Annotated in this window: 19 protein-coding genes and 1 tRNA gene; 4 read left to right on the top strand and 16 right to left on the bottom strand. The window is 68.6% G+C overall.

What is annotated here, in order from left to right; genetic code table 11:
• Positions 1–108: 108 nt before the first annotated feature.
• The 4 genes from ACN2C7_RS07890 to ACN2C7_RS07875 form a co-directional block, all read right to left on the bottom strand.
• Entirely contained in the window at positions 109–300 is a 192-nt protein-coding gene (locus ACN2C7_RS07890) for a hypothetical protein (protein ID WP_419320930.1), read from the bottom strand.
• A 174-nt stretch (positions 301–474) separates the two neighbouring features.
• A complete protein-coding gene (locus tag ACN2C7_RS07885) occupies positions 475–912 on the bottom strand; it encodes a DUF2948 family protein (protein ID WP_419320929.1) in 438 nt (145 codons plus the stop codon).
• Positions 913–2,202: a UDP-N-acetylglucosamine 1-carboxyvinyltransferase gene (gene murA, locus ACN2C7_RS07880; RefSeq protein WP_419320928.1), complete on the bottom strand. Its 1,290-nt coding sequence runs from the start codon at positions 2,200–2,202 to the stop codon at positions 913–915.
• 100 nt (positions 2,203–2,302) lie between these two features.
• Positions 2,303–2,752 carry a hypothetical protein gene (locus tag ACN2C7_RS07875; RefSeq protein WP_419320927.1) on the bottom strand — a complete coding sequence of 150 codons (450 nt, stop codon included), beginning with the start codon at positions 2,750–2,752 and terminating at the stop codon, positions 2,303–2,305.
• An 89-nt stretch (positions 2,753–2,841) separates the two neighbouring features.
• Here ACN2C7_RS07875 and ACN2C7_RS07870 point away from each other — a divergent pair.
• A tRNA-Thr gene (locus ACN2C7_RS07870) sits at positions 2,842–2,916 on the top strand.
• A 141-nt stretch (positions 2,917–3,057) separates the two neighbouring features.
• On the opposite strand, the gene ACN2C7_RS07865 is transcribed toward ACN2C7_RS07870, so the two are convergent.
• Genes ACN2C7_RS07865 through ACN2C7_RS07850 form a run of 4 tightly spaced genes read right to left on the bottom strand, consistent with a single transcriptional unit; the run spans position 3,058 to position 5,702 of the window.
• The gene (locus ACN2C7_RS07865) at positions 3,058–4,347 is read right to left on the bottom strand and encodes an arsenic transporter (protein WP_419320926.1); all 1,290 of its coding nucleotides are present in this window, start codon (positions 4,345–4,347) and stop codon (positions 3,058–3,060) included.
• Positions 4,344–4,757, bottom strand: a complete 414-nt coding sequence (gene arsC / locus ACN2C7_RS07860) for an arsenate reductase (glutaredoxin) (RefSeq protein ID WP_419320925.1) — start codon at positions 4,755–4,757, stop codon at positions 4,344–4,346. The genes ACN2C7_RS07865 and arsC overlap by 4 nt, the downstream gene beginning before the upstream one ends.
• A 40-nt stretch (positions 4,758–4,797) precedes the next feature.
• On the bottom strand, positions 4,798–5,334 hold the full coding sequence (locus ACN2C7_RS07855; RefSeq protein ID WP_419320923.1) for an arsenate reductase ArsC: 537 nt from the start codon (positions 5,332–5,334) through the stop codon (positions 4,798–4,800).
• Positions 5,331–5,702 carry an ArsR/SmtB family transcription factor gene (locus tag ACN2C7_RS07850; RefSeq protein ID WP_419320922.1) on the bottom strand — a complete coding sequence of 124 codons (372 nt, stop codon included), beginning with the start codon at positions 5,700–5,702 and terminating at the stop codon, positions 5,331–5,333. Before ACN2C7_RS07850 ends, ACN2C7_RS07855 begins: the two co-directional genes overlap by 4 nt.
• A 59-nt stretch (positions 5,703–5,761) precedes the next feature.
• Here ACN2C7_RS07850 and arsH point away from each other — a divergent pair, with 59 nt between their 5' ends.
• Entirely contained in the window at positions 5,762–6,508 is a 747-nt protein-coding gene (gene arsH, locus ACN2C7_RS07845; RefSeq protein ID WP_419320921.1) for an arsenical resistance protein ArsH, read from the top strand.
• Between the two features lie 30 nt (positions 6,509–6,538).
• Here arsH and ACN2C7_RS07840 read toward each other — a convergent pair whose 3' ends face one another.
• The 5 genes from ACN2C7_RS07840 to ACN2C7_RS07820 all read right to left on the bottom strand — a co-directional run bounded on the left by ACN2C7_RS07840 (position 6,539) and on the right by ACN2C7_RS07820 (position 13,665).
• Positions 6,539–9,679, bottom strand: coding sequence for an efflux RND transporter permease subunit (locus ACN2C7_RS07840; RefSeq protein ID WP_419320920.1), 3,141 nt, complete (start codon positions 9,677–9,679; stop codon positions 6,539–6,541).
• 12 nt (positions 9,680–9,691) lie between these two features.
• A complete protein-coding gene (locus ACN2C7_RS07835; protein WP_419320918.1) occupies positions 9,692–10,954 on the bottom strand; it encodes an efflux RND transporter periplasmic adaptor subunit in 1,263 nt (420 codons plus the stop codon).
• A complete protein-coding gene (locus ACN2C7_RS07830) occupies positions 10,951–12,219 on the bottom strand; it encodes a TolC family protein (RefSeq protein WP_419320917.1) in 1,269 nt (422 codons plus the stop codon). Before ACN2C7_RS07830 ends, ACN2C7_RS07835 begins: the two co-directional genes overlap by 4 nt.
• A 45-nt stretch (positions 12,220–12,264) precedes the next feature.
• Positions 12,265–12,660, bottom strand: coding sequence for a hypothetical protein (locus ACN2C7_RS07825; protein ID WP_419320916.1), 396 nt, complete (start codon positions 12,658–12,660; stop codon positions 12,265–12,267).
• A gap of 210 nt (positions 12,661–12,870) precedes the next feature.
• Complete coding sequence (locus ACN2C7_RS07820; protein ID WP_419320915.1) at positions 12,871–13,665, bottom strand: TOBE domain-containing protein; 795 nt, start codon at positions 13,663–13,665, stop codon at positions 12,871–12,873.
• A gap of 101 nt (positions 13,666–13,766) precedes the next feature.
• Here ACN2C7_RS07820 and modA point away from each other — a divergent pair, with 101 nt between their 5' ends.
• Positions 13,767–14,522, top strand: a complete 756-nt coding sequence (modA, locus tag ACN2C7_RS07815; RefSeq protein WP_419320914.1) for a molybdate ABC transporter substrate-binding protein — start codon at positions 13,767–13,769, stop codon at positions 14,520–14,522.
• Positions 14,523–14,525: 3 nt separating this feature from the next.
• On the top strand, positions 14,526–15,188 hold the full coding sequence (modB, locus tag ACN2C7_RS07810) for a molybdate ABC transporter permease subunit (protein WP_419320913.1): 663 nt from the start codon (positions 14,526–14,528) through the stop codon (positions 15,186–15,188).
• 105 nt (positions 15,189–15,293) lie between these two features.
• Here modB and ACN2C7_RS07805 read toward each other — a convergent pair whose 3' ends face one another.
• Genes ACN2C7_RS07805 through ACN2C7_RS07795 form a run of 3 tightly spaced genes read right to left on the bottom strand, consistent with a single transcriptional unit; the run spans position 15,294 to position 19,989 of the window.
• Positions 15,294–15,764: a low molecular weight protein-tyrosine-phosphatase gene (locus tag ACN2C7_RS07805; RefSeq protein ID WP_419320912.1), complete on the bottom strand. Its 471-nt coding sequence runs from the start codon at positions 15,762–15,764 to the stop codon at positions 15,294–15,296.
• On the bottom strand, positions 15,764–19,363 hold the full coding sequence (locus tag ACN2C7_RS07800; RefSeq protein WP_419320911.1) for a hydantoinase B/oxoprolinase family protein: 3,600 nt from the start codon (positions 19,361–19,363) through the stop codon (positions 15,764–15,766). The genes ACN2C7_RS07805 and ACN2C7_RS07800 overlap by 1 nt, the downstream gene beginning before the upstream one ends.
• Positions 19,364–19,413: 50 nt before the next feature.
• Positions 19,414–19,989, bottom strand: coding sequence for a TMEM165/GDT1 family protein (locus ACN2C7_RS07795; protein ID WP_419320910.1), 576 nt, complete (start codon positions 19,987–19,989; stop codon positions 19,414–19,416).
• Positions 19,990–20,234: the final 245 nt, after the last annotated feature.

Here is a 20,234-nt window from a genome sequence, read left to right as displayed (position 1 = left end):
CGCCGGCCCCCGCCTCGAACGCGAGGGACGAGCTTAGGAGGGGTTTGCCTTGCGTGGCAAATGACGGAGGGGCGTGGGGGTCAGCAACGCCGCCTCCGTCGCCGGCGGTTAGCTCAGCCCCGCATAGGCCAGGGTCGCCATTCCCACGACCATGACCCCGAACAGGCTGACCAGCGCCAGGCGCCCCCAGTCGAAACAGGGGCCGCCATGCCGAAGCACGGGCGGAGCGGGTTTGGTGATGTCGCACGCACGCAAAAACACCGACTGGGTTTCCCCGGTCGCATAGGACTTCCTGGCCATGACGGCCTCCCTAACGATGCTCACGCCTCTGACGGGCGCGTGGCGTTAACCTAGCACCGTTCCCGCCTCAGGTGAGTTCGCCGGCGATCACTAGCGCGTGGGACGAATCCTCGGCGCCGCCACTGCCTGTTTGGAAGTCAGATTCAAGGCATGCCCGCAAATCAGGCAGGGCGCCTAGTCGGCGTGCCCGGGCCGGCGGGACGTGGCCCAGGGTTCGGAAACGTCGGCCAGCACCACGTCCAGGCAATCGACGCCGACCCGCAGGTCGCCGCCGCCGGCGAAGGTCAGCATCACCGTGCCGCCGGGCGCCTCGCCGGGCTCGAAGGCGATGGCCAGCAGTTCGACAATGGCGCCCTTCGCGTCGCGCTTGAGGTTGCGGGCCTGGACGCCGGTGACGTCGCCCAGTTGCAGGGCCGAACGCACGCGCTGACCCTCTTTCTTGCCACCGGCCTCCCAGCGGAAGCGGTTGCAGGCGATCGTCAGGGTCCGGCCGTGCGCATCCCAGTGGATGTCGCCGATCTTGGCGATGGCGTCCTGCAGGGCGGCGGAGATCACCGCCAGATCGTCGGCGTCCTGGGCCAGCAGTCGCAGGGCGGGGGCGGTCTTTGCCATCTAGAGTTCGGCCTCTCCGTCGTCCTTGATGCGGCGCACCTGCGCCCCACAGGCCGTGAGCTTTGCTTCCAAACGCTCGAAACCGCGATCCAGGTGATAGATGCGCGACACGATCGTCTCGCCGCGCGCCGCCAGGCCGGCGATCACCAGGCTGACCGAGGCCCGCAGGTCGGTGGCCATCACCTCGGCGCCTTCCAGCTGGGCGACGCCGCGGACGCGGGCCTCGCCGCCCGACACCGAGATGTCGGCGCCCAGGCGCATCAGCTCCGGGGCGTGCATGAAGCGGTTTTCGAAGATGGTCTCGCGGATGCGGCTCTCGCCGTCGGCCAGGGTCATCAGGGCCATGAACTGGGCCTGCAGGTCGGTGGCGAAGCCCGGATAGGGCGCGGTCTCGATGTCGACCGCCTTCAGGCGCTCGCCGTTGCGGCGGATAATGACGCCGTCGCTGGTGCGTTCGACGCCGCAACCGGCCTCTTCCAGCTTGTCCAGCAGGCTGTCGATCAGGTGCGGACGGGCGTTGGTCAGGCGCACCTCGCCGCCGGCCATGGCGGCGGCGACGGCATAGGTGCCCATCTCGATCCGGTCAGGGATCACCGCATGGGTCGCGCCGTGCAGACGGGCGACGCCGGTGATGGTCACGGTCGGCGTGCCGGCGCCCTCGACCTTGGCGCCCATGGCGTTGAGGCATTCCTGCAGGTCCAGCAGTTCGGGCTCGCAGGCGGCGTTGTGCAGAACGGTGACGCCGTCGGCGATCACGGCGGCCAGCATGGCGTGCTCGGTGGCGCCCACCGACACGAACGGGAAGGTGATTTCCGCGCCCTTCAGGCCGCGCGGGGCCTGGGCATAGACATAGCCCTCATGCAGATCGATCTTGGCGCCCAGGGCCTCAAGGGCCTGCAGGTGCAGGTCGACGGGCCGCGCGCCGATGGTGCAGCCGCCGGGCAGGCTCACCTTGGCCTGGCCGGTGCGGGCGATCAGCGGACCCAGCACGTTGAACGAGGCGCGCATCTGGCGAACCAGGTCATAGGGCGCGAAGCCGCTGGTGATCTCGGGGGCATGCAGGATCGTCTGCTGGCCGTCGGGACCGTCGCTCTCGGTGACGCTGACGCCCAGGCGCGAGAGCAGCTTGCCCAGGAACCGGGTGTCGGCCAGGCGCGGCATGTTGGTCAGGCGCAGCGGCTCATCGGTGAGCAGGCTGGCGGCCATCAGCTTGATGGCCGAGTTCTTGGCGCCGCTGACCGGGATTTCCCCGTTCAGCCGCGCGCCGCCGATGATGGCGATGCGATCCAAAATGACGTCCCTCGAGCGCGCGACGGGGACGGATCGTCGCGCGGGTCACATGTGAGGGGCGGGTTCTATCCGTTGCAAGAGGGCTTGCAAGGGGCGCGGCTCAAATGGGCGCGGAAAGGTCATAGGATCGGCCGTCCGGCCAGCGCAGATCATGGGTCGTGCTGGCCAGATCCAGGGCCACCTGGGCCAGCTCGACGGCCCGCCTTGTCGCCTGCAGTCCATCCAGACCGAACGCCGCCTTGCCGTGCTCGCTGTCGAACTGGCCACCGTCGCCGGTCAAGCGCACCGCGCAGCAGACCTCGTCCGACTCCGGCGCGGCGTAGGGCGCGGAAATTTCCAGGACGAGGGCGACTCGCGCGCCATCAGCGTGCGCGACGCCCTCGAGGCGACGCATGACACTGTAAGGCTGCGGCGCCGCCTCGGCGGCGGCGAGCGCCCTCTCCTCACCGCTCCGCGCGGGCCGGGCCGCGGCTTTACGCCTGCGCAGGTTGGTCCTGAGGGCCTCGGCGAGCCTGGCTTCGCGCAGGGATTTGTCGTCTGGGATCGGCATGGGCGAGGGGTGCGGCGACGAAGTCTGTGGGTCAAGTCGCATTTAGGCTTTGCATTCGCGATTTGGCTCGCTATACGCCCCTCCTCTTCGCCGCGGTAGCTCAGTGGTAGAGCGCATCCTTGGTAAGGCTGAGGTCCAGGGTTCGAGTCCCTGTCGTGGCACCATCGGTCCCAAACCCCCAAAGGGTTTGGGACCGACCTACTTCCCTTCCGGCACAGTTTCAGACTGAATCGCACTCTCGGGCGCGTCGAGACCCCGTTTTCCGGCGATTCAGCGCCGGTTTCGATGCAGCGGGCCTCGCCCGGCTAGGGCGCGAGCGTCAGGCGCAGCGCCAGGGCGGCCAGGGTGATCAGCAGAATCGGCGTGGTCAGCACGATCCCGACCTTGAAATAATAGCCCCAGGAAATCCTGATCCCCTTGGTGCGCAGCACGTGCAGCCACAGCAGGGTGGCCAGCGAGCCGATCGGGGTGATCTTGGGGCCCAGGTCACTGCCGATGACATTGGCGTAGATCATCGCCTCCTTGACCGCGCCGGTCGCGCCGCTGGCGTCGATCGACAGGGCCCCGACCAGGACCGTGGGCATGTTGTTCATCACCGATGACAGCAGGGCGGTCAGGATGCCGGTTCCGAGCGCCGCCCCCCAGACGCCGCCCTGGGCGAAGTAGTTGAGCAGGCCCGCAATCTGGTCGGTGAGGCCCGCATTGCGCAGGCCATAGACCACCAGATACATGCCCAGCGAGAAGATCACGACCTGCCAGGGCGCGCCCTTGAGCACCTTGCGGGTGCTGATCACGTGGCCCCGGCCCGCGATGACCAGCAGGACCAGCGCGCCGACGGCGGCGGTGGCGCTGACGGGCACGCCCAGAGGCTCCAGAGCGAAGAACCCGATCAGCAACAGGGCCAGGACCACCCAGCCGGCCTTGAAGGTCGCCGGATCCTTGATCGCCTCGCGCGGCGCCTTCAGCTGGCCGACGTCATAGGTCTTGGGGATGTCACGCCGGAAATAGAGCATCAGCGCCGCCAGGGTGGCGGCGATGGCGGCGATGTCGACCGGGATCATCACCGAGGCGTAGCGGCTGAAGCCGATCTTGAAGAAGTCGGCCGAGACGATGTTGACCAGGTTCGAGACCACCAGCGGCAGGCTGGCCATGTCGGCGATGAAACCGGCCGCCATCACGAAGGCCAGGGTCGCCTTGTCCTTGAAACCCAGCGCCATCAGCATGGCGATGACAATCGGCGTCAGGATCAGCGCCGCGCCGTCATTGGCGAACAGCGACGAGACCGCCGCGCCCAGCAGCACGATCGCGGCGAACAGCAGCCGCCCCTTGCCGCCGCCCCAGCGGGCCACATGCAGGGCCGCCCACTCGAAAAAGCCGGCCTCGTCGAGCAGCAGACTGATCAGGATCACCGCGATGAAGGCGCCGGTGGCGTTCCACACGATGTGCCAGACCGTGATGATGTCGCCGGGATGGACGACGCCCGTCAGCAGCGCCAGGCCGGCGCCCAGTGTGGCGCTCCAGCCGATGCTGAGGCCCTTGGGTTGCCAGATGACCAGGGTGATGGTGAGCAGGAAGATCAGCAGGGCGAGGATCACAGGACGACGATCTCGCCGTCTTCCTTGGTGAAGCTGGCCGGCTTGCGGTCCAGCAGATCCAGCACGACCTCGGACGGCCGGCACAGCTTGACGCCCCTGGGCGTGACCACGATCGGCCGATTGACCAGAATGGGGTGAGCGACCATGGCGTCGAGGATCTGATCCTCTGTGGCGTCATCAGCCAGAAGACCCAGCTCGGCGGCCGGCGTGCCTTTTTCGCGCATCAGCTGGCGGAGCGTCAGACCCGCCTCCCCGGCCAGCTCACGCAGCTGGTCATGCGACCAGCCGGCCTTGAGATACTCAACGACCGTGGGCGTGTAGCCGGCCGCCTGCGCCATCGACACGACGTTGCGCGAGGTGCCGCAGGCGGGGTTGTGAAAGATCACGATCGGGAAGTCGGTATCGGACATGGGTCACTCGTCAGGAAAACAGAAAGCGGGGCGGCGCCCCTCAGGCGGCGGGTTCGTCGGGGGCGAAGGACTTGCCGATCTCATCGAGCCGGCGCTGCAGCGACAGCCTGTCGATCGACGCCATGGGCAGGGCGCAGAAGAGCGTGATGCGGCTGTTGAGCTGACGATAGGCCTCGGCGAAGGCCAAGGCGACCTCGGCCTCGGTTCCCTGGACCGCCGACGGATCGGGGATCCCCCAGTGAGCGCTCATCGGCTGGCCCGGCCAGATCGGACAGACCTCGCCGGCGGCGTTGTCGCAGACGGTGAACACGAAATCGAGATCCGGCGCGTCCGGATTGCCGGCCTTGGAGAACTCGTCCCAGGCCTTGGAGCGCAGGTGATCGGTCGGGTAGTTGAGGTGCTGGAGCAGATGGATGGCGTGCGGGTTGATCCGGCCACTGGGCATCGAGCCGGCCGAATAGGCCTTGAAACGGCCCGCCCCGACGCGGTTCATGATCGACTCCGCCAGCACCGAGCGCGCCGAGTTGTGGGTGCAGAGAAACAGGACGTGTTTCAGGTTAGACTGGGGATCGGTCATGCTGTCTCCAATTCGACAAGGCAGGTTCCATCGCAGTCGGCGGCCCGGGCGAGGATCTCGTTCAAGGGCGCGCAGATCTCGGGATTGCCGCCGCAGCAGTCTTCCATCAGGAAGCCCAGCAGACCGCTCATCGCCCCGTAGGCGGCCGAATAGATGATCGAGCGGCCCTCGCGGCGCGAAACGATCAGTCCAGCATGGCTGAGCACGTTGAGATTGGCCGACAGAGAATTGGGCAGCATCTCCAGGCGGCGAGCGACCTCACCGGCCGGCACACCCTGACTGCCGGCCTTGACCAGCAGGCGGAAGATGGCCAGCCGACCTTCGTGGCCCAGCGCGGAGAGACTTGCGACAGCGGCTTTCGATTCCATATTTCCAAGTTAGTGGAAATATGTGACGACGCCAAGACGCTTCGAGGAATTTGGAAATCATGACCGACCTGCCCGCGCTCCAGCCGCAATTTCTCACGGCGCCGACCCAGGGCCAACTCGAGAGCCGGTCACCTGCGACCCATCCGCCCCGTATCCTGCTGCTCTACGGATCGCTGCGCGAGCGCTCGTTCAGCCGGCTGCTGGTCGAGGAGGCGGCGCGCATTTTGCAGGTTCTGGGTTGCGAGACGAAAATCTTCGACCCCCGCGACCTGCCGCTTCCCGACGCCACGGGGCCGGACCATCCAAAGGTCCAGGAGCTGCGGGCCCTGTCCCTGTGGTCCGAGGGGCAGGTCTGGTGCAGTCCCGAGCGGCATGGCGCGATCACCGGGATCATCAAGGCCCAGATCGACTGGATCCCGCTGGAGATCGGCAGTGTCCGACCGACCCAGGGCCGAACCCTTGCGGTGATGCAGGTCAGCGGCGGTTCGCAGTCGTTCAACGCCGTCAACACCCTGCGCCTGCTGGGACGCTGGATGCGGATGATCACCATTCCCAACCAGTCGTCGGTGGCGATGGCCTTCCAGGAATTCGACGACAATGACCGCATGAAGCCGTCGGCCTATTACGACCGCGTCGTCGACGTGATGGAGGAGCTGGTGAAGTTCACCCTGCTCACCCGCGACCGCGCCGACGACCTGGTTGATCGCTACAGCGAGCGCAAAGCCAGCGGCCGCATCGCCGAGCACGTTGAACTCGGCAAATCGGCCATGAGCCATGAGGCGGCGTTGGAAGGCGCAGGCGACTAGGCCCGCTGCGCCTCCCCCACCGACCAGCCCTCAGTCGGCCCGCGGCCGGCCAAGCAGCGATCCGCCGACAAGGCGATACAGCGCAGGCAGGACCAGCAGGGTCAGCAGGGTCGAGGAGATGATCCCGCCGATCACCACCGTGGCCAGCGGGCGCTGCACCTCGGCCCCGGCCCCGACATTGAAGGCCATCGGCACGAAGCCCAGGCTGGCGACCAGGGCGGTCATCAGCACGGGCCTGAGGCGCGTCAGGGCGCCTTCGCTGATCGCTTCGTCCAGCGGCCGCCCCTCGGCCAGAAGGCTCCGGATGAAGCTGACCATGACCACGCCATTGAGCACGGCCACGCCAGACAGGGCGATGAAGCCGACGCCCGCCGAGATCGACAGCGGCAGCCCCCGGAGCAGCAGGGCCGCCACGCCCCCGGTCAGGGCCAGGGGCACGCCGGAAAAGACGATGGCGGCGTCCTTGACCGACCGGAACAGCGCAAACAGCAGACCAAAGATCAGCAGTAGGGCGGCGGGCACGACCAGCTGAAGCCGTTTCGCCGCCGAGATCAGTTGTTCGAACGTCCCGCCATAGCTGATCCAGTAGCCGGTCGGGATCTCGACCTCGGCGCCGACCTTCTGTTGCACCTCGGCGACGAAGGAGCCCAGGTCCCGGCCCCGCACATTGGCGGTGACGACCACGCGGCGCTTGCCGTCCTCGCGGCTGATCTGGTTGGGGCCGATCACCGTCTCGACCCTGGCCACGTCCTGCAGCGGCACGAACCCTCGGGGCCCCTCCCCGGTCGCCGGCAACGGCACGCGCAGGCGGCGGACGCCCTCCAGGTCGCCCCGAATCGCCTCGGGCAGGCGGACCACGACGTCGAAGCGCCGGTCGCCCTCGAACACCTGACCGACCACCGCGCCGCCGATCGAGGTGGCGACCACCTCCTGCAGGTCCTGCACGTTCAGTCCCAGCAGGGCCAGGGCGGCGCGATCCGGCGTGATCTGCAGGACCGGCAGCCCGGTCACCTGTTCGACACCCACATCCTGGGCGCCCTCGATGCCCTCGACCACCGCCCCCACGCTTTCGCCGATGGTGCGCAACTGATCGAGGTCGTCGCCGAACACCTTGACGGCCACGTCGGCGCGAACGCCCGACAGCAGTTCGTTGAACCGCATCTGGATCGGCTGGGTGAACTCGTAGTTGTTGCCGGGAATGGTGGCGACGGCGGCCTCCAGTTCAGCGACCAGCGTGGCCTTGGGCTTGCGCGGATCGGGCCAGTCCTTGCGGTCCTTCAGCATGATGAAGGTGTCGGCGACCGAGGGCGGCATCGGGTCGGTGGCGACTTCGGCGGTGCCGATCTTGCTCACCACCCGCTCGACCTCCGGCAACGACTTGATCCGCGCCTCGAGAGCCGCCTGCATCCGGACAGCCTGGGTGAGGCTGGTGCCCGGTATGCGCAGGGCGTGCATGGCGATGTCGCCCTCGTCGAGACTGGGGGCGAACTCCGAGCCCATGCGGCTGGCCGCCAGACCCGCGATGACCACCAGCGCCACGGCGCCGGCCACGAACGCCACCCGCAGCCGCAGGGCCGTAGCCAGCGCCGGTTCGTAGAGCTGGCGAGCCCCGCGCATGATGCGGCTTTCCTTCTCCTCGACCTTGCCGGTGACGAACATCGCCACGGCGGCCGGCACGAAGGTCAGGGACAGCACCAGGGCGGCGGTCAGGGCGATGACCACGGTGATGGCCATCGGGTGGAACATCTTCCCCTCGACCCCGCTCAGGGCGAAGATCGGCACATAGACCAGGGTGATGATCAGCACGCCAAACAGCGACGGCCTGATCACCTCACCGGCCGCGCTGGCCGTCAGGGCGAAGCGTTCGTCCCTGGTCAGCAGGCGACCCAGACGATGCTGCGCCTCGCCAAACCGGCGCAGGCAGTTCTCGACGATGATCACCGCCCCATCGACGATCAGACCAAAGTCCAGCGCCCCCAGGCTCATCAGATTGCCCGACACCCGGCTCTGGACCATGCCGGTGATGGTCAGCAGCATCGAGAACGGGATGATCGCCGCCGTGATCAGCGCCGCCCGGATATTGCCCAGCAGCAGGAACAGCACGACGATCACCAGCAGCGCGCCCTCGACCAGGTTGGTCTCGACCGTGCGGATGGCGCGATCGACCAGTTCGGTGCGATCATAGACCGGCGTGGCCAAGACGCCGGCCGGCAGGGACTTGGCGGCCTGTTCCAGGCGCAGCGCTGCGGCGCGGGCGACGGTGCGGCTGTTCTCGCCGACCAGCATGAACACGGTGCCCAGCACCACCTCCTGGCCGTTCTCGGTCGCGGCCCCGGTGCGAAGTTCCTCGCCCAGACCCACATCGGCCACGTCGCCGACGCGGATCGGCGCGCCGCCGCGATTCACGATGATCGTGCCGCGCAGGTCCTCGACGCCGCTGGCCTGGCCGGGAACGCGGACCAGATACTGCTCGCCATAGCGCTCGATATAGCCGGCCCCGACATTGCTGTTGTTCTTGGCCAGGGCGGCGGTGACGTCAGCCATGGTCAGGCCATAGGCCGAGAGCCGTTCCGGCAGAGGGGTGACGTGATACTGCCGCTCGAAGCCGCCGATGGTGTTGACCTCGGTGACGCCGGGCGTGTTGCGCAGCTGGGGCCGGATCACCCAGTCCTGCAGGGTGCGCAGGTCCTCGGGCGTATAGGCCTTGCCGTCAGGCCGGCGCGCGCCGGGCTTGGCTTCGACCGTGTACATGAAGATCTCGCCCAGGCCCGTGGAGATCGGGCCAAGCTCGGGCGTCAGGCTGGGCGGCAGCTGGGCGCGGGCAGCCTGCAGCCGTTCATTGACCAGTTGGCGGGCGAAATAGATGTCGGTCCCGTCCTTGAAGACGACCGTGACCTGGCTGAGGCCGTAGCGGGAGACCGAGCGGGTGTAGTCCAGCCCCGGCAGGCCGGCGATGGCGGTCTCGACCGGGAAGGTGATCCGCTGTTCGGCCTCCAGCGGCGAGAAACCCGGCGCTTCGGTATTGATCTGCACCTGGACGTTGGTGATGTCGGGGGTGGCGTCGATCGGCAGGCGCTGGAAGCTCCAGACGCCCAGGATCGCCGAGGCGAGGACGAGCGCCAGGACGATCCACCGATAGCGGATCGACAGCGCGATGATGCGTTCAAGCATGGTTGCGCGCTCCTAGTGGTCGTGGCTCGCGCCGGACTTTTCGATGTCCGCGCGGATCAGGAAGGCGCCGTCGGCGACATATTCGGTTCCGGGTTCAAGCCCGCCCAGCACCTCGGTCCATTCGGGCGTCTGGCGACCCAGCTCCAGCATCCGCACCTCATAGGTGTCGCCCACCCTGGCGAAGACGACGGTAAAGTCGCGGAATTTCTGCAGAGCCCGGGTGCGCACCGCCAGCGGAACGCGGGTGGAGGCGACCTGGAACGATCCCTCGACGCCCATGCCCGGCCGGAATGCGGCTGAGCCCTCGGGCAGATGGACGTGGGCCATCAGGGTCTGGCTGGCCAGGTCGGCGGTCGGCAGAACCGCCTCGACCAGCGCCATCAGCCGGGTGTCGCCCGACAGGCTGCGCACCTCGACGGGCTGGCCGACGCGCACCCGCTCGGCGTCGCGCGGATAGACGAAGAACTCGGCATGCAGCTTGGTCGGATCGGCGATCACGAAGATGGCCCGCTCGCCGGCCACGTCGCCGACATTGAGGTTCTTCTCGACGATGATCCCGCTGATCGGCGCGAAGATCGAATAGGTCTGAAGGCTCTCGCTGGACTCCACCCGGGCCAGCAGCTGCCCCTTGCGAACCTGGCTTCCCAGCTCTCCCCGCAGGGTCATCACCCGTCCCGGATACCAGGCGCGAACCTCGCCCTTGCCCTCGGGCGTGATCTCGACGCGGCCGGCCATGTCGACCAGCTCGGCGATGTCGGCGCCGCCGGCCATCTCGGTCTTCACGCCGCCTGCCTTGGCGGCGTCCGCGCTGATCGTCGTTCGGCCTTCGTAGGATTGATAGGTCCACTGATGACTCTGGCCGCCCTGGCTGGCCCGAACCTTCACGTCGAAAGAGTGCGGTTCGCGCACCACGCCCGCGCCGCGCAGATAGTCTTCCTGCGGCGCGAAACTGAACTGGTCGACCTTGCCGCCCAGCCGGGTCAGCTCGACCGACAGCTGGACCTGGCGCGGATCGACCGGCTTGTCCTTGCGATAGGCATAGACGCGGAATTCCGGTTCGACGCCGTCTTCGAAGATGGTGATCTCGATGGCCAGATCGCCGCTGCGCAACAGGCGGCCGCGATGGGGACCGCGCTCATAGTCGCCGGCCTTGGCGGCGTGGCCTTCGGTCTCTGTGGCGGGCTTGGCGCCGTCGCCGCAGGCCGCCAGCACCAGGGTGGAGGCCATCAGCAGGGCAAGGCGCACGCTGGCGCGCCGGGTGTAGGGGCGGTTCATCGGACAGTCTCCGAGGCGGGAATGAGGGCGGCGTGGCGGCCGGTCAGGCGGGCCAGCAGGGCGCGGTCGGTGTAGAAGGCCTTCAGGGCGTCAAGCCGCCGGCTCCGGGCGTCAATCAGGACCTTCTGGGCCTCGATGACGTCGAGATAGCTGAAGCCGCCGCGATTGAAGCCCTCGCGGACCAGGGCGACGGTCCGTTCGGCGGCGGGCAGCACCTCGGCCTCAATGCGACGGGCTTCGCTGGCCCGTGCGGCCAGCCCGGCCTGCAGCCTGGCGATCTTACGTTCGCGCAGGACCTTGCCGCTGAGGAGATCGACATCGGCCGCCGTGCGTTCAGCCTGCGCACGCTCAATGGCGCCGCGATTGGTGTCATGGCGGGCCAGCGGGATCGACCCGCCGACCAGCACCGCCATGTCGCGCCCCTCGTTCAGATAGCGCAGGCCGGCGCGCCAGGTCGGATCCTGGACAGCCTTGCTCTGCTCCAGGCGAACCCGCGCGGTCGCGGCCTGTCGCTCGGCGTCGAGCACCGCCAGATCCGCTTCAGACGCTTCGCCCGCGACCTGTTCGGCGGCGGCGGTGTCGTCCAGCACCGCCGGATCGAGGTCGAAATCGCCGTCGCCGTCCCAATGGCTGGCGAGGTTTCGGCGCGCAGTGTCGGCGGCCATCTGGGCTTGCGACAGGGCGATCCTGGCCTCGGCGACCTGGGTGTCAGCGCGGGCGCCGGCGAACAGGGGGTCGCGGGCGACCTTCACGCGCCGGTCCACCTCGCCTTGGGCACGCTGGGCGATGTCCAGCCGCGTGCGCGCCAGGCGGACCTGCGCTTCCGCGACCAGGGCCTCGACCCAGGCCAGCTCCACCGCCTGGAACAGGTCCAGCACCTGAACCTGATAGCGAAGGCGAACCAGATCGATCTCGGTGCGGGCCAGGGCCGTGCGAGCCTGGCGCTTGCCGCCGCGATCCAGGCTCTGCTGGTAATAAACCGTGGCCTGGGCTCGATCGATCATCGAATAGGGACCGGTTCCCGTCAGGTCTTCCAGCTCGACGCCGACGACGGGGTTCTGGCGAACGCTGGCCTGACGGGCGCCCGCGTCGGCGGCCTTGAGGCGCGCCTCGACGGCGGGACGGGTGGGATCGGACTGGGCGGCGCGGGCCAGGGCCTGGGGCAATCCCAGGGGTTCAGCCTGGGCGGCAAGGGGCAGAGCGACGGCGAACGCCGACGCGAGCAGCCAGGACCGCGTGGCGCGGCCATGGACGAAATGGGGCATGGGACTCTCTCGAACGGAAGCGGGCGCGGCCGAGGGCCGCGTCGATCAGGCGACGTGTTCGAGGCGGGCTTTTGGGGGGCGTTTCTGCGGAGCAGGCTCGGCGCTGTCGAGCGAGGTGTCCTGGCCCGACCAGGATTCGAGCGTCGAGCCCCAGGGACTGGCGACCGTCATGGCGACCGTCAGGCCCAGAAGCGAGGCGCCGTCATGGTGGTGGTGCGCGCCCTGCGAAGGTGAGGGGTCGCGATCATCGTCCGCGACCTCGGCGCCGGCCATCGCATCATGATCGTGATCGTGATCGTGATCGGCCAGGTCAGCGGCGAGCGGGCCGGCGAAGGCGTTGGCCGCATGTACCTGGCCGCTGGCGTGCAGCGCCCGGTCCACCATGGCCACCGGCGCCTGGACCACCAGCATGGCGATCAGCATCACGGCCAGAACCGCCATACCTTTGCCGAGCCGGGAGGACAGGAGCTGAATCAAGAATCCCTCGGAGGTGGGCGCGGGTGCGGCTGCATAATCGCCGCAAGCTTGGCCAAGATCAATGAGTCACACCGCCACAGATTGCGCGCACGCCTGGCAGGCAGGCCCGCTGAAGGTTCCCAATCCGTGGCCGTGGCCGCATCATGGGGGCCATTGCGGTAAAGAGCGCCTGCGCTATTCGACGGCCAGGATGACGTCCGAGGGCTCGACCCTGGCGACGACCGCGTCGCCGGGCCTCAACGCCATGGCGTCGGCGCGCGGCAGGGTCGCGACCAGGGTCTTGCCGGCGGAGAGGGTCAGGCTGATCTCGCTGGTCAGGTCGCCATCCTCGCGGTCGATGACCGCGCCGGTCAGGCGATTGGCCCCGCCCGCAGCATCAGCGCTTCGCACGAGCCTAACAAAGCTGGACTTGATCAGGGCGATGGCCGGCTTGCCGACCGTCAGCCCCAGTTCATCGGCGCTGCGCCGGGTGATGACCGAGACGATCTCGACCCCGTCGCCCAGCGACAGTACGACCTCGACGGTCACCGCCCCGGCCCCGATGCGCGCCACGGTCCCGCGCAAGGCGTTGCGGGCGCTGGTGCGCAGTCCCAGGCTCCAGAAGAGCTCGCCCAGACCCTGCTCGGGCGCGGAGGCCAGACCGGCCTCAAGCCGGGCCAGGGCCGCGCCGATCTCGCGTTCGACCTCACGGAAGGCCTTGATCACCGCATGGCCGCGCGGGGTGATGGTCGCCGCGCCGCCCGACCGGCCGCCGGCGCTGGCGGCGATCAGGGGGGCGTCGAACAGGTTGTTGAGCGCCTGGATCGCGTCCCATGCGCCCTTGTAGCTCAGGCCCAGCCGCTGGGCGGCGGCGGTGATCGAACCCGTCTCGCCGACGGCCTCCAGCAGGGCGACACGCTCCAACCCCACCCGGGCCAGGGCGCCCCGGCGCAGGACGAGCGAGGCGCTGAGTTCGCCATCAATGGCCATGGTCGCTCCTGATCAGGCCTGAACGGAAAATGGGACAGCGTTATGCAGTCTTGCTACATAACGCCGTCTGGTCGCCGACTCCAAGCCCGCCAAGGTCCTGCATGCTCGCTCGCCGCTCTTTGATGGTTGTCCTCGCCGCCGGTCTGGCGCTGCTGGCCGGCGGCGCGGCCATGGCCGACGAGACCCGGGTGGCCGTCGCGGCCAACTTCACCGAGCCCGCCAAGGCCATCGCCGCGCGGTTCGAGGCCAGCACGGGCCACAGGGCGATCCTGAGCTTTGGATCATCCGGCCAGTTCTATAACCAGATCGCCAACGGCGCGCCGTTCGAGGTTTTCCTGTCGGCGGACGCCGAACGGCCGACCCGGGCTGAAGCAGAGGGTCTGGCCATGGCCGGCACGCGCTTCACCTATGCCACCGGACGCCTGGTCCTATGGAGCAGGACGCCGGGCCTGGTCGACGCCAAAGGCGCGGTGCTGGCAAAGGGCGGCTTCGAGAAACTGGCTATCGCCGATCCCAAATCCGCACCCTATGGCCAGGCCGCCATCGAGACCCTGACCCGGCTGAAGTTGCAGGACACCCTGAAGCCAAGGATCGTCACGGGCTCATCGATCACCCAGACCTACCAGTATGTGCAGACCGGCGCGGCGGAACTGGGCTTTGTGGCCCTGTCGCAGGTGGTCAACGAGCCCGGTGGCTCACGCTGGCTCGTGCCGCCCGCCAACCATACGCCTATCGACCAGCAGGCCGTGTTGCTGAAGACGGGATCCGGCAATCCCGCTGCCAGGGCCTTCCTTCAGTTCCTGAAGGGCTCCGAGGCCAAGGCCATCATCCGCCGCTACGGCTACGAGGTTCCCTGATCCATGCTTTCGGTGCTGTGGCTGACGGTCAAACTGGCGGGGATCACCACGATCCTGCTGCTGATCCTGGCCACGCCCCTGGCCTGGTGGTTGGCGCGCGGGCGCTCGCGCTGGAAGCCTGTGGTCGGCGCGGTGGTCGCCCTGCCGATCGTTCTGCCGCCGACCGTGCTGGGCTTCTACCTGCTGATCGCGCTTGGGCCGCACAGCGTGCTGATGGCCCCGCTGCAAGCCTTGGGCGTCCGCACCCTGGCCTTCACCTTCGAGGGGCTGGTAATCGGCTCGCTGGTCTATTCCCTGCCCTTCGCCGTCCAGCCCCTGCGCAACGCCTTCATCGCCCTGGGCGAGGAGCCGATGGAGGCCGCCGCCACCCTGGGCGCGTCGCGCTGGCAGAGCTTCGCCCGCGTGGCCCTGCCCCTGGCCATGCCCGGCTACGCCGTCGCCGCCATCCTGTCCTTCGCCCACACGGTCGGAGAGTTTGGCGTGGTGATGATGCTGGGCGGCGGCATTCCCGGTGAAACCCAGGTGCTGTCGGTCGAGATCTTCCAGTTGGTCGAACAACTGCGCTGGAACGAGGCGCACCAGCTGGCGGCGCTGCTGCTGGCGTTCGGTTTCCTGGTGACCCTGACGCTGTTGCTTCTCGAACGACGCGTCACGCGGGCGGCTTAGTCACTGCCCCCCTCCGCGCCTGAGGCGCTCCTCCCCCGTATGGGGAGGACGACCGCGACCCGAAGGGCGGCGAAGCCAACCGGTCAGGAGGGGGCGAGTGGTCGCCTAGTCCCCCCGAGACGCCAGCGACTGCGCCAAGCCCCGCGCCGCCAGGGCCACTTCGCGCCAGGTCACGTCGAACCCCGCCGCCTTGCCATAGTAGGGATCGGCCACCGCCCGGCCCTCGAGCCCTTCAGCATAGTCCAGCAGCAGGCCCAGCTCCGCCTCCCCGTCGACAGGGCGAAGGCTGCGCAGCTTCTTCAGGTTGTCGTGGTCCAGGGCCAGGATGTGGGTGAAGCGCCGAAAGTCGTCGGCCTCGACCTTGCGGGCGGTCTGGCGGCTGATGTCGACGCCGTGGCGCTGCGCGGCGGCAATGGCGCGCCCATCCGGCGCGGAACCGACATGCCAGCCCCCTGTGCCGGCAGAATCGACCAGAACATCAAGCCCGACGGCCTGGGCCTCGGCGCGAAAGGCGCCCTCGGCCAGGGGCGATCGACAGATATTGCCCAGGCAGACAAACAGAACCGCAAGCCGCATCAGGGTGCGCCCCAGCCGCCGCCGCCCGGCGTCTCGATGATGATGGCGTCGCCCGTCGCGACCTCGACCAGATCGGTGGCCGCCAGGGTCTGAACCGTTCCGTCCGCCCGCTCGACCCGCGCCGCGCCCAGGGCGCCTGCCCCCCCGCCCGCCAGCCCAAACGGCGGCACGCGGCGGCGGTTGGACAACAGGGTCGCGGTCATCGGTTCGCGGAAGGCGATCTTTCGCACCACCCCGTCGCCGCCGTGATGCGCGCCCGCGCCGCCCGAACCGCGCCGGATCGAGAACGCCTCGACCAGCACGGGATAGCGGGTCTCCAACACCTCGGGATCGGTCAGGCGGCTGTTGGTCATGTGGGTCTGGACGGCGTCGGTCCCATCGAAACCGGGGCCCGCGCCCGAGCCGCCGCAGATGGTCTCGTAGTACTGGCGGCGCTCGTCGCCGAAGGTGAAATTGTTCATGGTCCCCTGCGCGCCGGCCATGACGCCGAGAGCTCCATACAGCGCATCGACCACGACCTGACTGGTCTCGACATTGCCCGCCACCACCGCCGCCGGATAGCGCGGCCGCAGCATCGAGCCCTCGGGAATGACCAGTTGCACCGGTCGCAGGCAGCCGTCGTTCATCGGGATCTCGTCATCCACCAGCGTGCGGAACACATACAGCGCCGCCGCCCGGCAGATCGAGGCCGGGGCGTTGAAATTGGTCGGGACCTGGTCGCTGGTGCCCGCGAAATCGACCCGGGCCGTGCGGGCCTGGCGATCCACGGTGATCGCCACCTTCACCACGCTGCCGTCGTCCAGCTCATAGGCGAAGGCGCCGTCGTTCAAGGTGGCCAACACCCGACGGACGGCCTCCTCGGCATTGTCCTGCACGTGAGCCATATAGGCCTCGACCGTCGCCTGGCCGAACTCGGCGACGAGACCGGTCAGGCTTTCAGCGCCCCGCGCGCAGGCGGCGATCTGGGCCTTGAGGTCGCCGATGTTCTGGTCGGGATTGCGGGCCGGCCACTTGCCCGAGGCCAGCAGGGCGCGGGTCTGCGCTTCCAGGAACCGGCCGCCTTCAACCAGCAGGAAGTTCTCGATCAGCACCCCCTCTTCCTCGACCGTGCGGCTGTTGGGGGGCATCGAGCCCGGCGTGATGCCGCCGATGTCGCCCTGGTGCCCGCGCGCGGCGACATAGAACAGCAGGGCTCCGGCCGCGTCGAACACCGGCATGACCACGGTCACGTCCGGCAGATGGGTGCCGCCCTTGTAGGGGGCGTTGAGCATATAGACGTCGCCCGGCTTCATGCCGCGGCCATCGCTCTGCCGCGCCTCGCGGATGGCCCGCACGCTGTCGCCCATCGAACCCAGGTGCACCGGCATGTGCGGGGCGTTGGCGATCAGGTTACCGTCGCGATCGAACAAGGCGCAGGAGAAGTCGAGCCGCTCCTTGATATTGACCGAATAGGCGGTGTTCTGCAGGGCGAAACCCATCTCCTCGGCCACGGCCATGAACAGGTTGTTGAACACCTCCAGCATGACCGGATCAGCCTTGGTCCCGATGGCGCGGCGGGCTGGGAGGGCCTCGATGCGGTCGAGGATCAGGTTCAGATGCGCATCCACCGTGGCGCGCCAGCCGGGTTCGACCACCGTCGTGCCGGTGGCCTCGCGAATAATGGCCGGACCCTTGACCTCGGCCCCCACAGCCAAGGCCTCGCGGTCGAACACCGGCGTCGGCCTTGCTTGGCCGGCCATGCGAACGTCGACCATCGTCAGGGCCACAGCTTCGCCTGAGGCGCCGCGTCCCAAATCCGGCGCCGCTCCGGCATCCGAATGGCCGATGGCCTCCACCGACAGGGTCTCGACCACCAGGGCCGTGGTCGGCGAAGTGAAGCCGAAGCGGCGCTGGTGCATCTCTTCGAAAGCGGCGCGGACGCCGGCTTGGTCGGCCAGCGGCACGACCAGCGGGGTGTCGGTCCCTGCGTACTTCACGCGCAAGGTCGCCAGGGTCTCGACCGATGCGACCGGCACGGCCTGGGCGCGCAAGGCGGCCTCGGCCTCGACGGAGAGCGCCTTCGCCTGCTCAGCCAGATCGCCGGCCGCCTCGGCCAGCGGCCGCTCGACCGTCGCCTCGCGGATCAGGCGCAGGTCGGCCAGGCCCATGCCATAGGCGCTGAGCACCCCGGCGAACGGGTGGATCATCACCCGGGTCATGCCCAGGGCGTCGGCCACCAGGCAGGCGTGCTGCCCGCCCGCGCCGCCGAAACAGGCCAGCACATAGCGGGTGACGTCGTAGCCGCGCTGGATCGAGATCTGCCGCACGGCCTTGGCCATGTTCTCGACGGCGATGGTCAGGAAGCCCTCGGCGATCGCTTCGGGGCTTATGGCCTCGCCGGTCGCGGCCAGGATTTCGGCGGCCAGCCTGGCGAAGCCGGTAGCCACCGCCTGTGCGTCCAGCGGCTGGTCGGCGTTGGGACCGAACACGGCCGGGAAGAACTCGGGTCGCAGCTTGCCCAGCATGACGTTGCAGTCGGTGACGGTCAGCGGCCCGCCCCGGCGATAGGCGGCCGGTCCCGGCACGGCCCCGGCCGAGGCCGGCCCCACCCTCAGCCGCGCGCCGTCGAAGCTGCAGATCGAGCCGCCGCCCGCCGCTACCGTGTGGATGTTCATCATCGGCGCGCGCATCCGCACCCCGGCCACCACGGTCTCGAAGGCCCGCTCGTAATCGCCGGCATAGTGGCAGACATCGGTCGAGGTGCCGCCCATGTCGAAGCCGATGACGCGGTCAAAGCCGGCCTGCGCCGCCGTCCGCGCCATGCCGACCACGCCGCCGGCCGGACCCGACAGGATGGCGTCCTTGCCCCGGAAGGCCCGCGCGTCGGTCAGGCCGCCGTTCGACTGCATGAACAGCAGCCGCGCATCCGCGCCCAGCTCGCCCGCCACCCGGTCGACATAGCGGCGCAGGATCGGCGACAGATAGGCGTCGACCACGGTGGTGTCGCCGCGTCCGACCAGCTTCATCAGCGGGCTGACCTCGTGGCTGACCGAAACCTGAGTGAAGCCGAGCTCGCGCGCTATGGCGGCGACGCGGGCCTCATGGTCGGTGAAGCGGAAGCCGTGCAGCAGAACGATGGCCACGGCCCGGAAACCGGCGTCGAAGGCGGCCTGCAGGCCAAGGCGCGCGGCAGTCTCGTCCAGCGGACGCAGAACCTCGCCCTCGACGGTGATGCGCTCATCGATCTCGACGACGCGGTCGTACAGGGCTTCGGGCTTGACGATATGGCGGTCGAACAGCTTTGGCCGGGCCTGATAGCCGATGCGCAGGGCGTCGGCATGACCGGCGGTGATCGCCAGCACGGTCGGCTCGCCCTTACGCTCCAGCAGGGCGTTGGTGGCCACGGTCGTGCCCATCTTGACCGCGTCGATCCGCGCCCCGGCCGGCAGCAGGGCCCGCACGCCCGCCACGGCGGCGTCGGCATACTGCTCGGGGTTCTCCGACAGCAGCTTGTGGGTGAACAGCGACCCATCGGGCCGCCGCGCGACGATGTCGGTGAAGGTGCCCCCGCGATCGATCCAGAACTCCCAGCCGCGCAGGTTCTGATCGTCGGAGGTCATGGGAAGGGCGCGGCTCCTGCTACGCCCTTCCCTTAACCGGCGTTGGGGGGCTAGCGGAAGAGCCCCGCCGCCTCGACCGCCGCCCAGACGCCCAGGCCCAGGAAGATCACCGCCGCGCCGATGCGGACATATTTCAGCGGCACGATCTTGGTCGCCGCCTCGCCCAGATACACCGCCGGGATGTTGGCGATCATCATGCCTAGGGTGGTGCCGGCCGCGACCCAGGCGATGTTGTGGAAGCGCGCGCCCAGGGCCACGGTGGCGATCTGGGTCTTGTCGCCCATCTCGACCAGGAAGAAGGCGATGGTGGTGGTCAGGAACACGCCGTAGCGGCTGGTGGCGCCGGCCTCTTCGTCATCGGCCTTGTCGGGGATCAGGGCCCAGGCGGCCATGGCGATGAACGACACGGCGATGGCCCACTTGAACCACTGGCCGCTCAGCAGGTCGGAGACCCAGTAGCCCGCCGTCGCCGCCAGGGCATGATTGGCCAGGGTGGCGACCAGAATGCCCAGGATGATCGGCACGGGCTTCTTGAAGCGCGTGGCCAGGATCATGGCCAGCAACTGGGTCTTGTCGCCGATCTCGGCGATGGCCACGACCAGGGTCGAGACGAACAGGGATTCCATGGGAGCAAAAACCTTCCGGGCCGGGCGCATGCCAATAGCGTCGACAGCCCACCCAGCCCGGGAGGTTGTCGGCGCCATTGGTCTCGCCATGGAAGCGGATCATCGCTTCCCTCCCCGCGCCATGGATCCCCTCAAGTCGGAGAAGAAACCAAGTGTGTTGACGGCGGGGCCTGCTGATAGGTGCAGGCGGCTACTCCCCAAAGGTGAGGGGCGTTTAGCGGGGGAAAGCTGGGTCGTCAATAAAG

Origin of the sequence: Caulobacter sp. ErkDOM-E, from assembly GCF_048541895.1 — a bacterium.
Lineage (GTDB): Bacteria > Pseudomonadota > Alphaproteobacteria > Caulobacterales > Caulobacteraceae > Caulobacter.
This window is presented reverse-complemented; position numbering and strand designations above follow the sequence as displayed.

What these genes read in the sequence shown, in the direction of transcription:
- ACN2C7_RS07890 (WP_419320930.1), bottom strand. Translation starts at nt 300, where the DNA reads ATGGCCAGGAAGTCCTATGCGACCGGGGAAACCCAGTCGGTGTTTTTG.
- ACN2C7_RS07885 (WP_419320929.1), bottom strand. Translation starts at nt 912, where the DNA reads ATGGCAAAGACCGCCCCCGCCCTGCGACTGCTGGCCCAGGACGCCGAC.
- ACN2C7_RS07875 (WP_419320927.1), bottom strand. Translation starts at nt 2,752, where the DNA reads ATGCCGATCCCAGACGACAAATCCCTGCGCGAAGCCAGGCTCGCCGAG.
- arsC (WP_419320925.1), bottom strand. Translation starts at nt 4,757, where the DNA reads ATGTCCGATACCGACTTCCCGATCGTGATCTTTCACAACCCCGCCTGC.
- ACN2C7_RS07855 (WP_419320923.1), bottom strand. Translation starts at nt 5,334, where the DNA reads ATGACCGATCCCCAGTCTAACCTGAAACACGTCCTGTTTCTCTGCACC.
- ACN2C7_RS07850 (WP_419320922.1), bottom strand. Translation starts at nt 5,702, where the DNA reads ATGGAATCGAAAGCCGCTGTCGCAAGTCTCTCCGCGCTGGGCCACGAA.
- arsH (WP_419320921.1), top strand. Translation starts at nt 5,762, where the DNA reads ATGACCGACCTGCCCGCGCTCCAGCCGCAATTTCTCACGGCGCCGACC.
- ACN2C7_RS07840 (WP_419320920.1), bottom strand. Translation starts at nt 9,679, where the DNA reads ATGCTTGAACGCATCATCGCGCTGTCGATCCGCTATCGGTGGATCGTC.
- ACN2C7_RS07835 (WP_419320918.1), bottom strand. Translation starts at nt 10,954, where the DNA reads ATGAACCGCCCCTACACCCGGCGCGCCAGCGTGCGCCTTGCCCTGCTG.
- ACN2C7_RS07830 (WP_419320917.1), bottom strand. Translation starts at nt 12,219, where the DNA reads ATGCCCCATTTCGTCCATGGCCGCGCCACGCGGTCCTGGCTGCTCGCG.
- ACN2C7_RS07825 (WP_419320916.1), bottom strand. Translation starts at nt 12,660, where the DNA reads ATGGCGGTTCTGGCCGTGATGCTGATCGCCATGCTGGTGGTCCAGGCG.
- ACN2C7_RS07820 (WP_419320915.1), bottom strand. Translation starts at nt 13,665, where the DNA reads ATGGCCATTGATGGCGAACTCAGCGCCTCGCTCGTCCTGCGCCGGGGC.
- modA (WP_419320914.1), top strand. Translation starts at nt 13,767, where the DNA reads ATGCTCGCTCGCCGCTCTTTGATGGTTGTCCTCGCCGCCGGTCTGGCG.
- modB (WP_419320913.1), top strand. Translation starts at nt 14,526, where the DNA reads ATGCTTTCGGTGCTGTGGCTGACGGTCAAACTGGCGGGGATCACCACG.
- ACN2C7_RS07805 (WP_419320912.1), bottom strand. Translation starts at nt 15,764, where the DNA reads ATGCGGCTTGCGGTTCTGTTTGTCTGCCTGGGCAATATCTGTCGATCG.
- ACN2C7_RS07800 (WP_419320911.1), bottom strand. Translation starts at nt 19,363, where the DNA reads ATGACCTCCGACGATCAGAACCTGCGCGGCTGGGAGTTCTGGATCGAT.
- ACN2C7_RS07795 (WP_419320910.1), bottom strand. Translation starts at nt 19,989, where the DNA reads ATGGAATCCCTGTTCGTCTCGACCCTGGTCGTGGCCATCGCCGAGATC.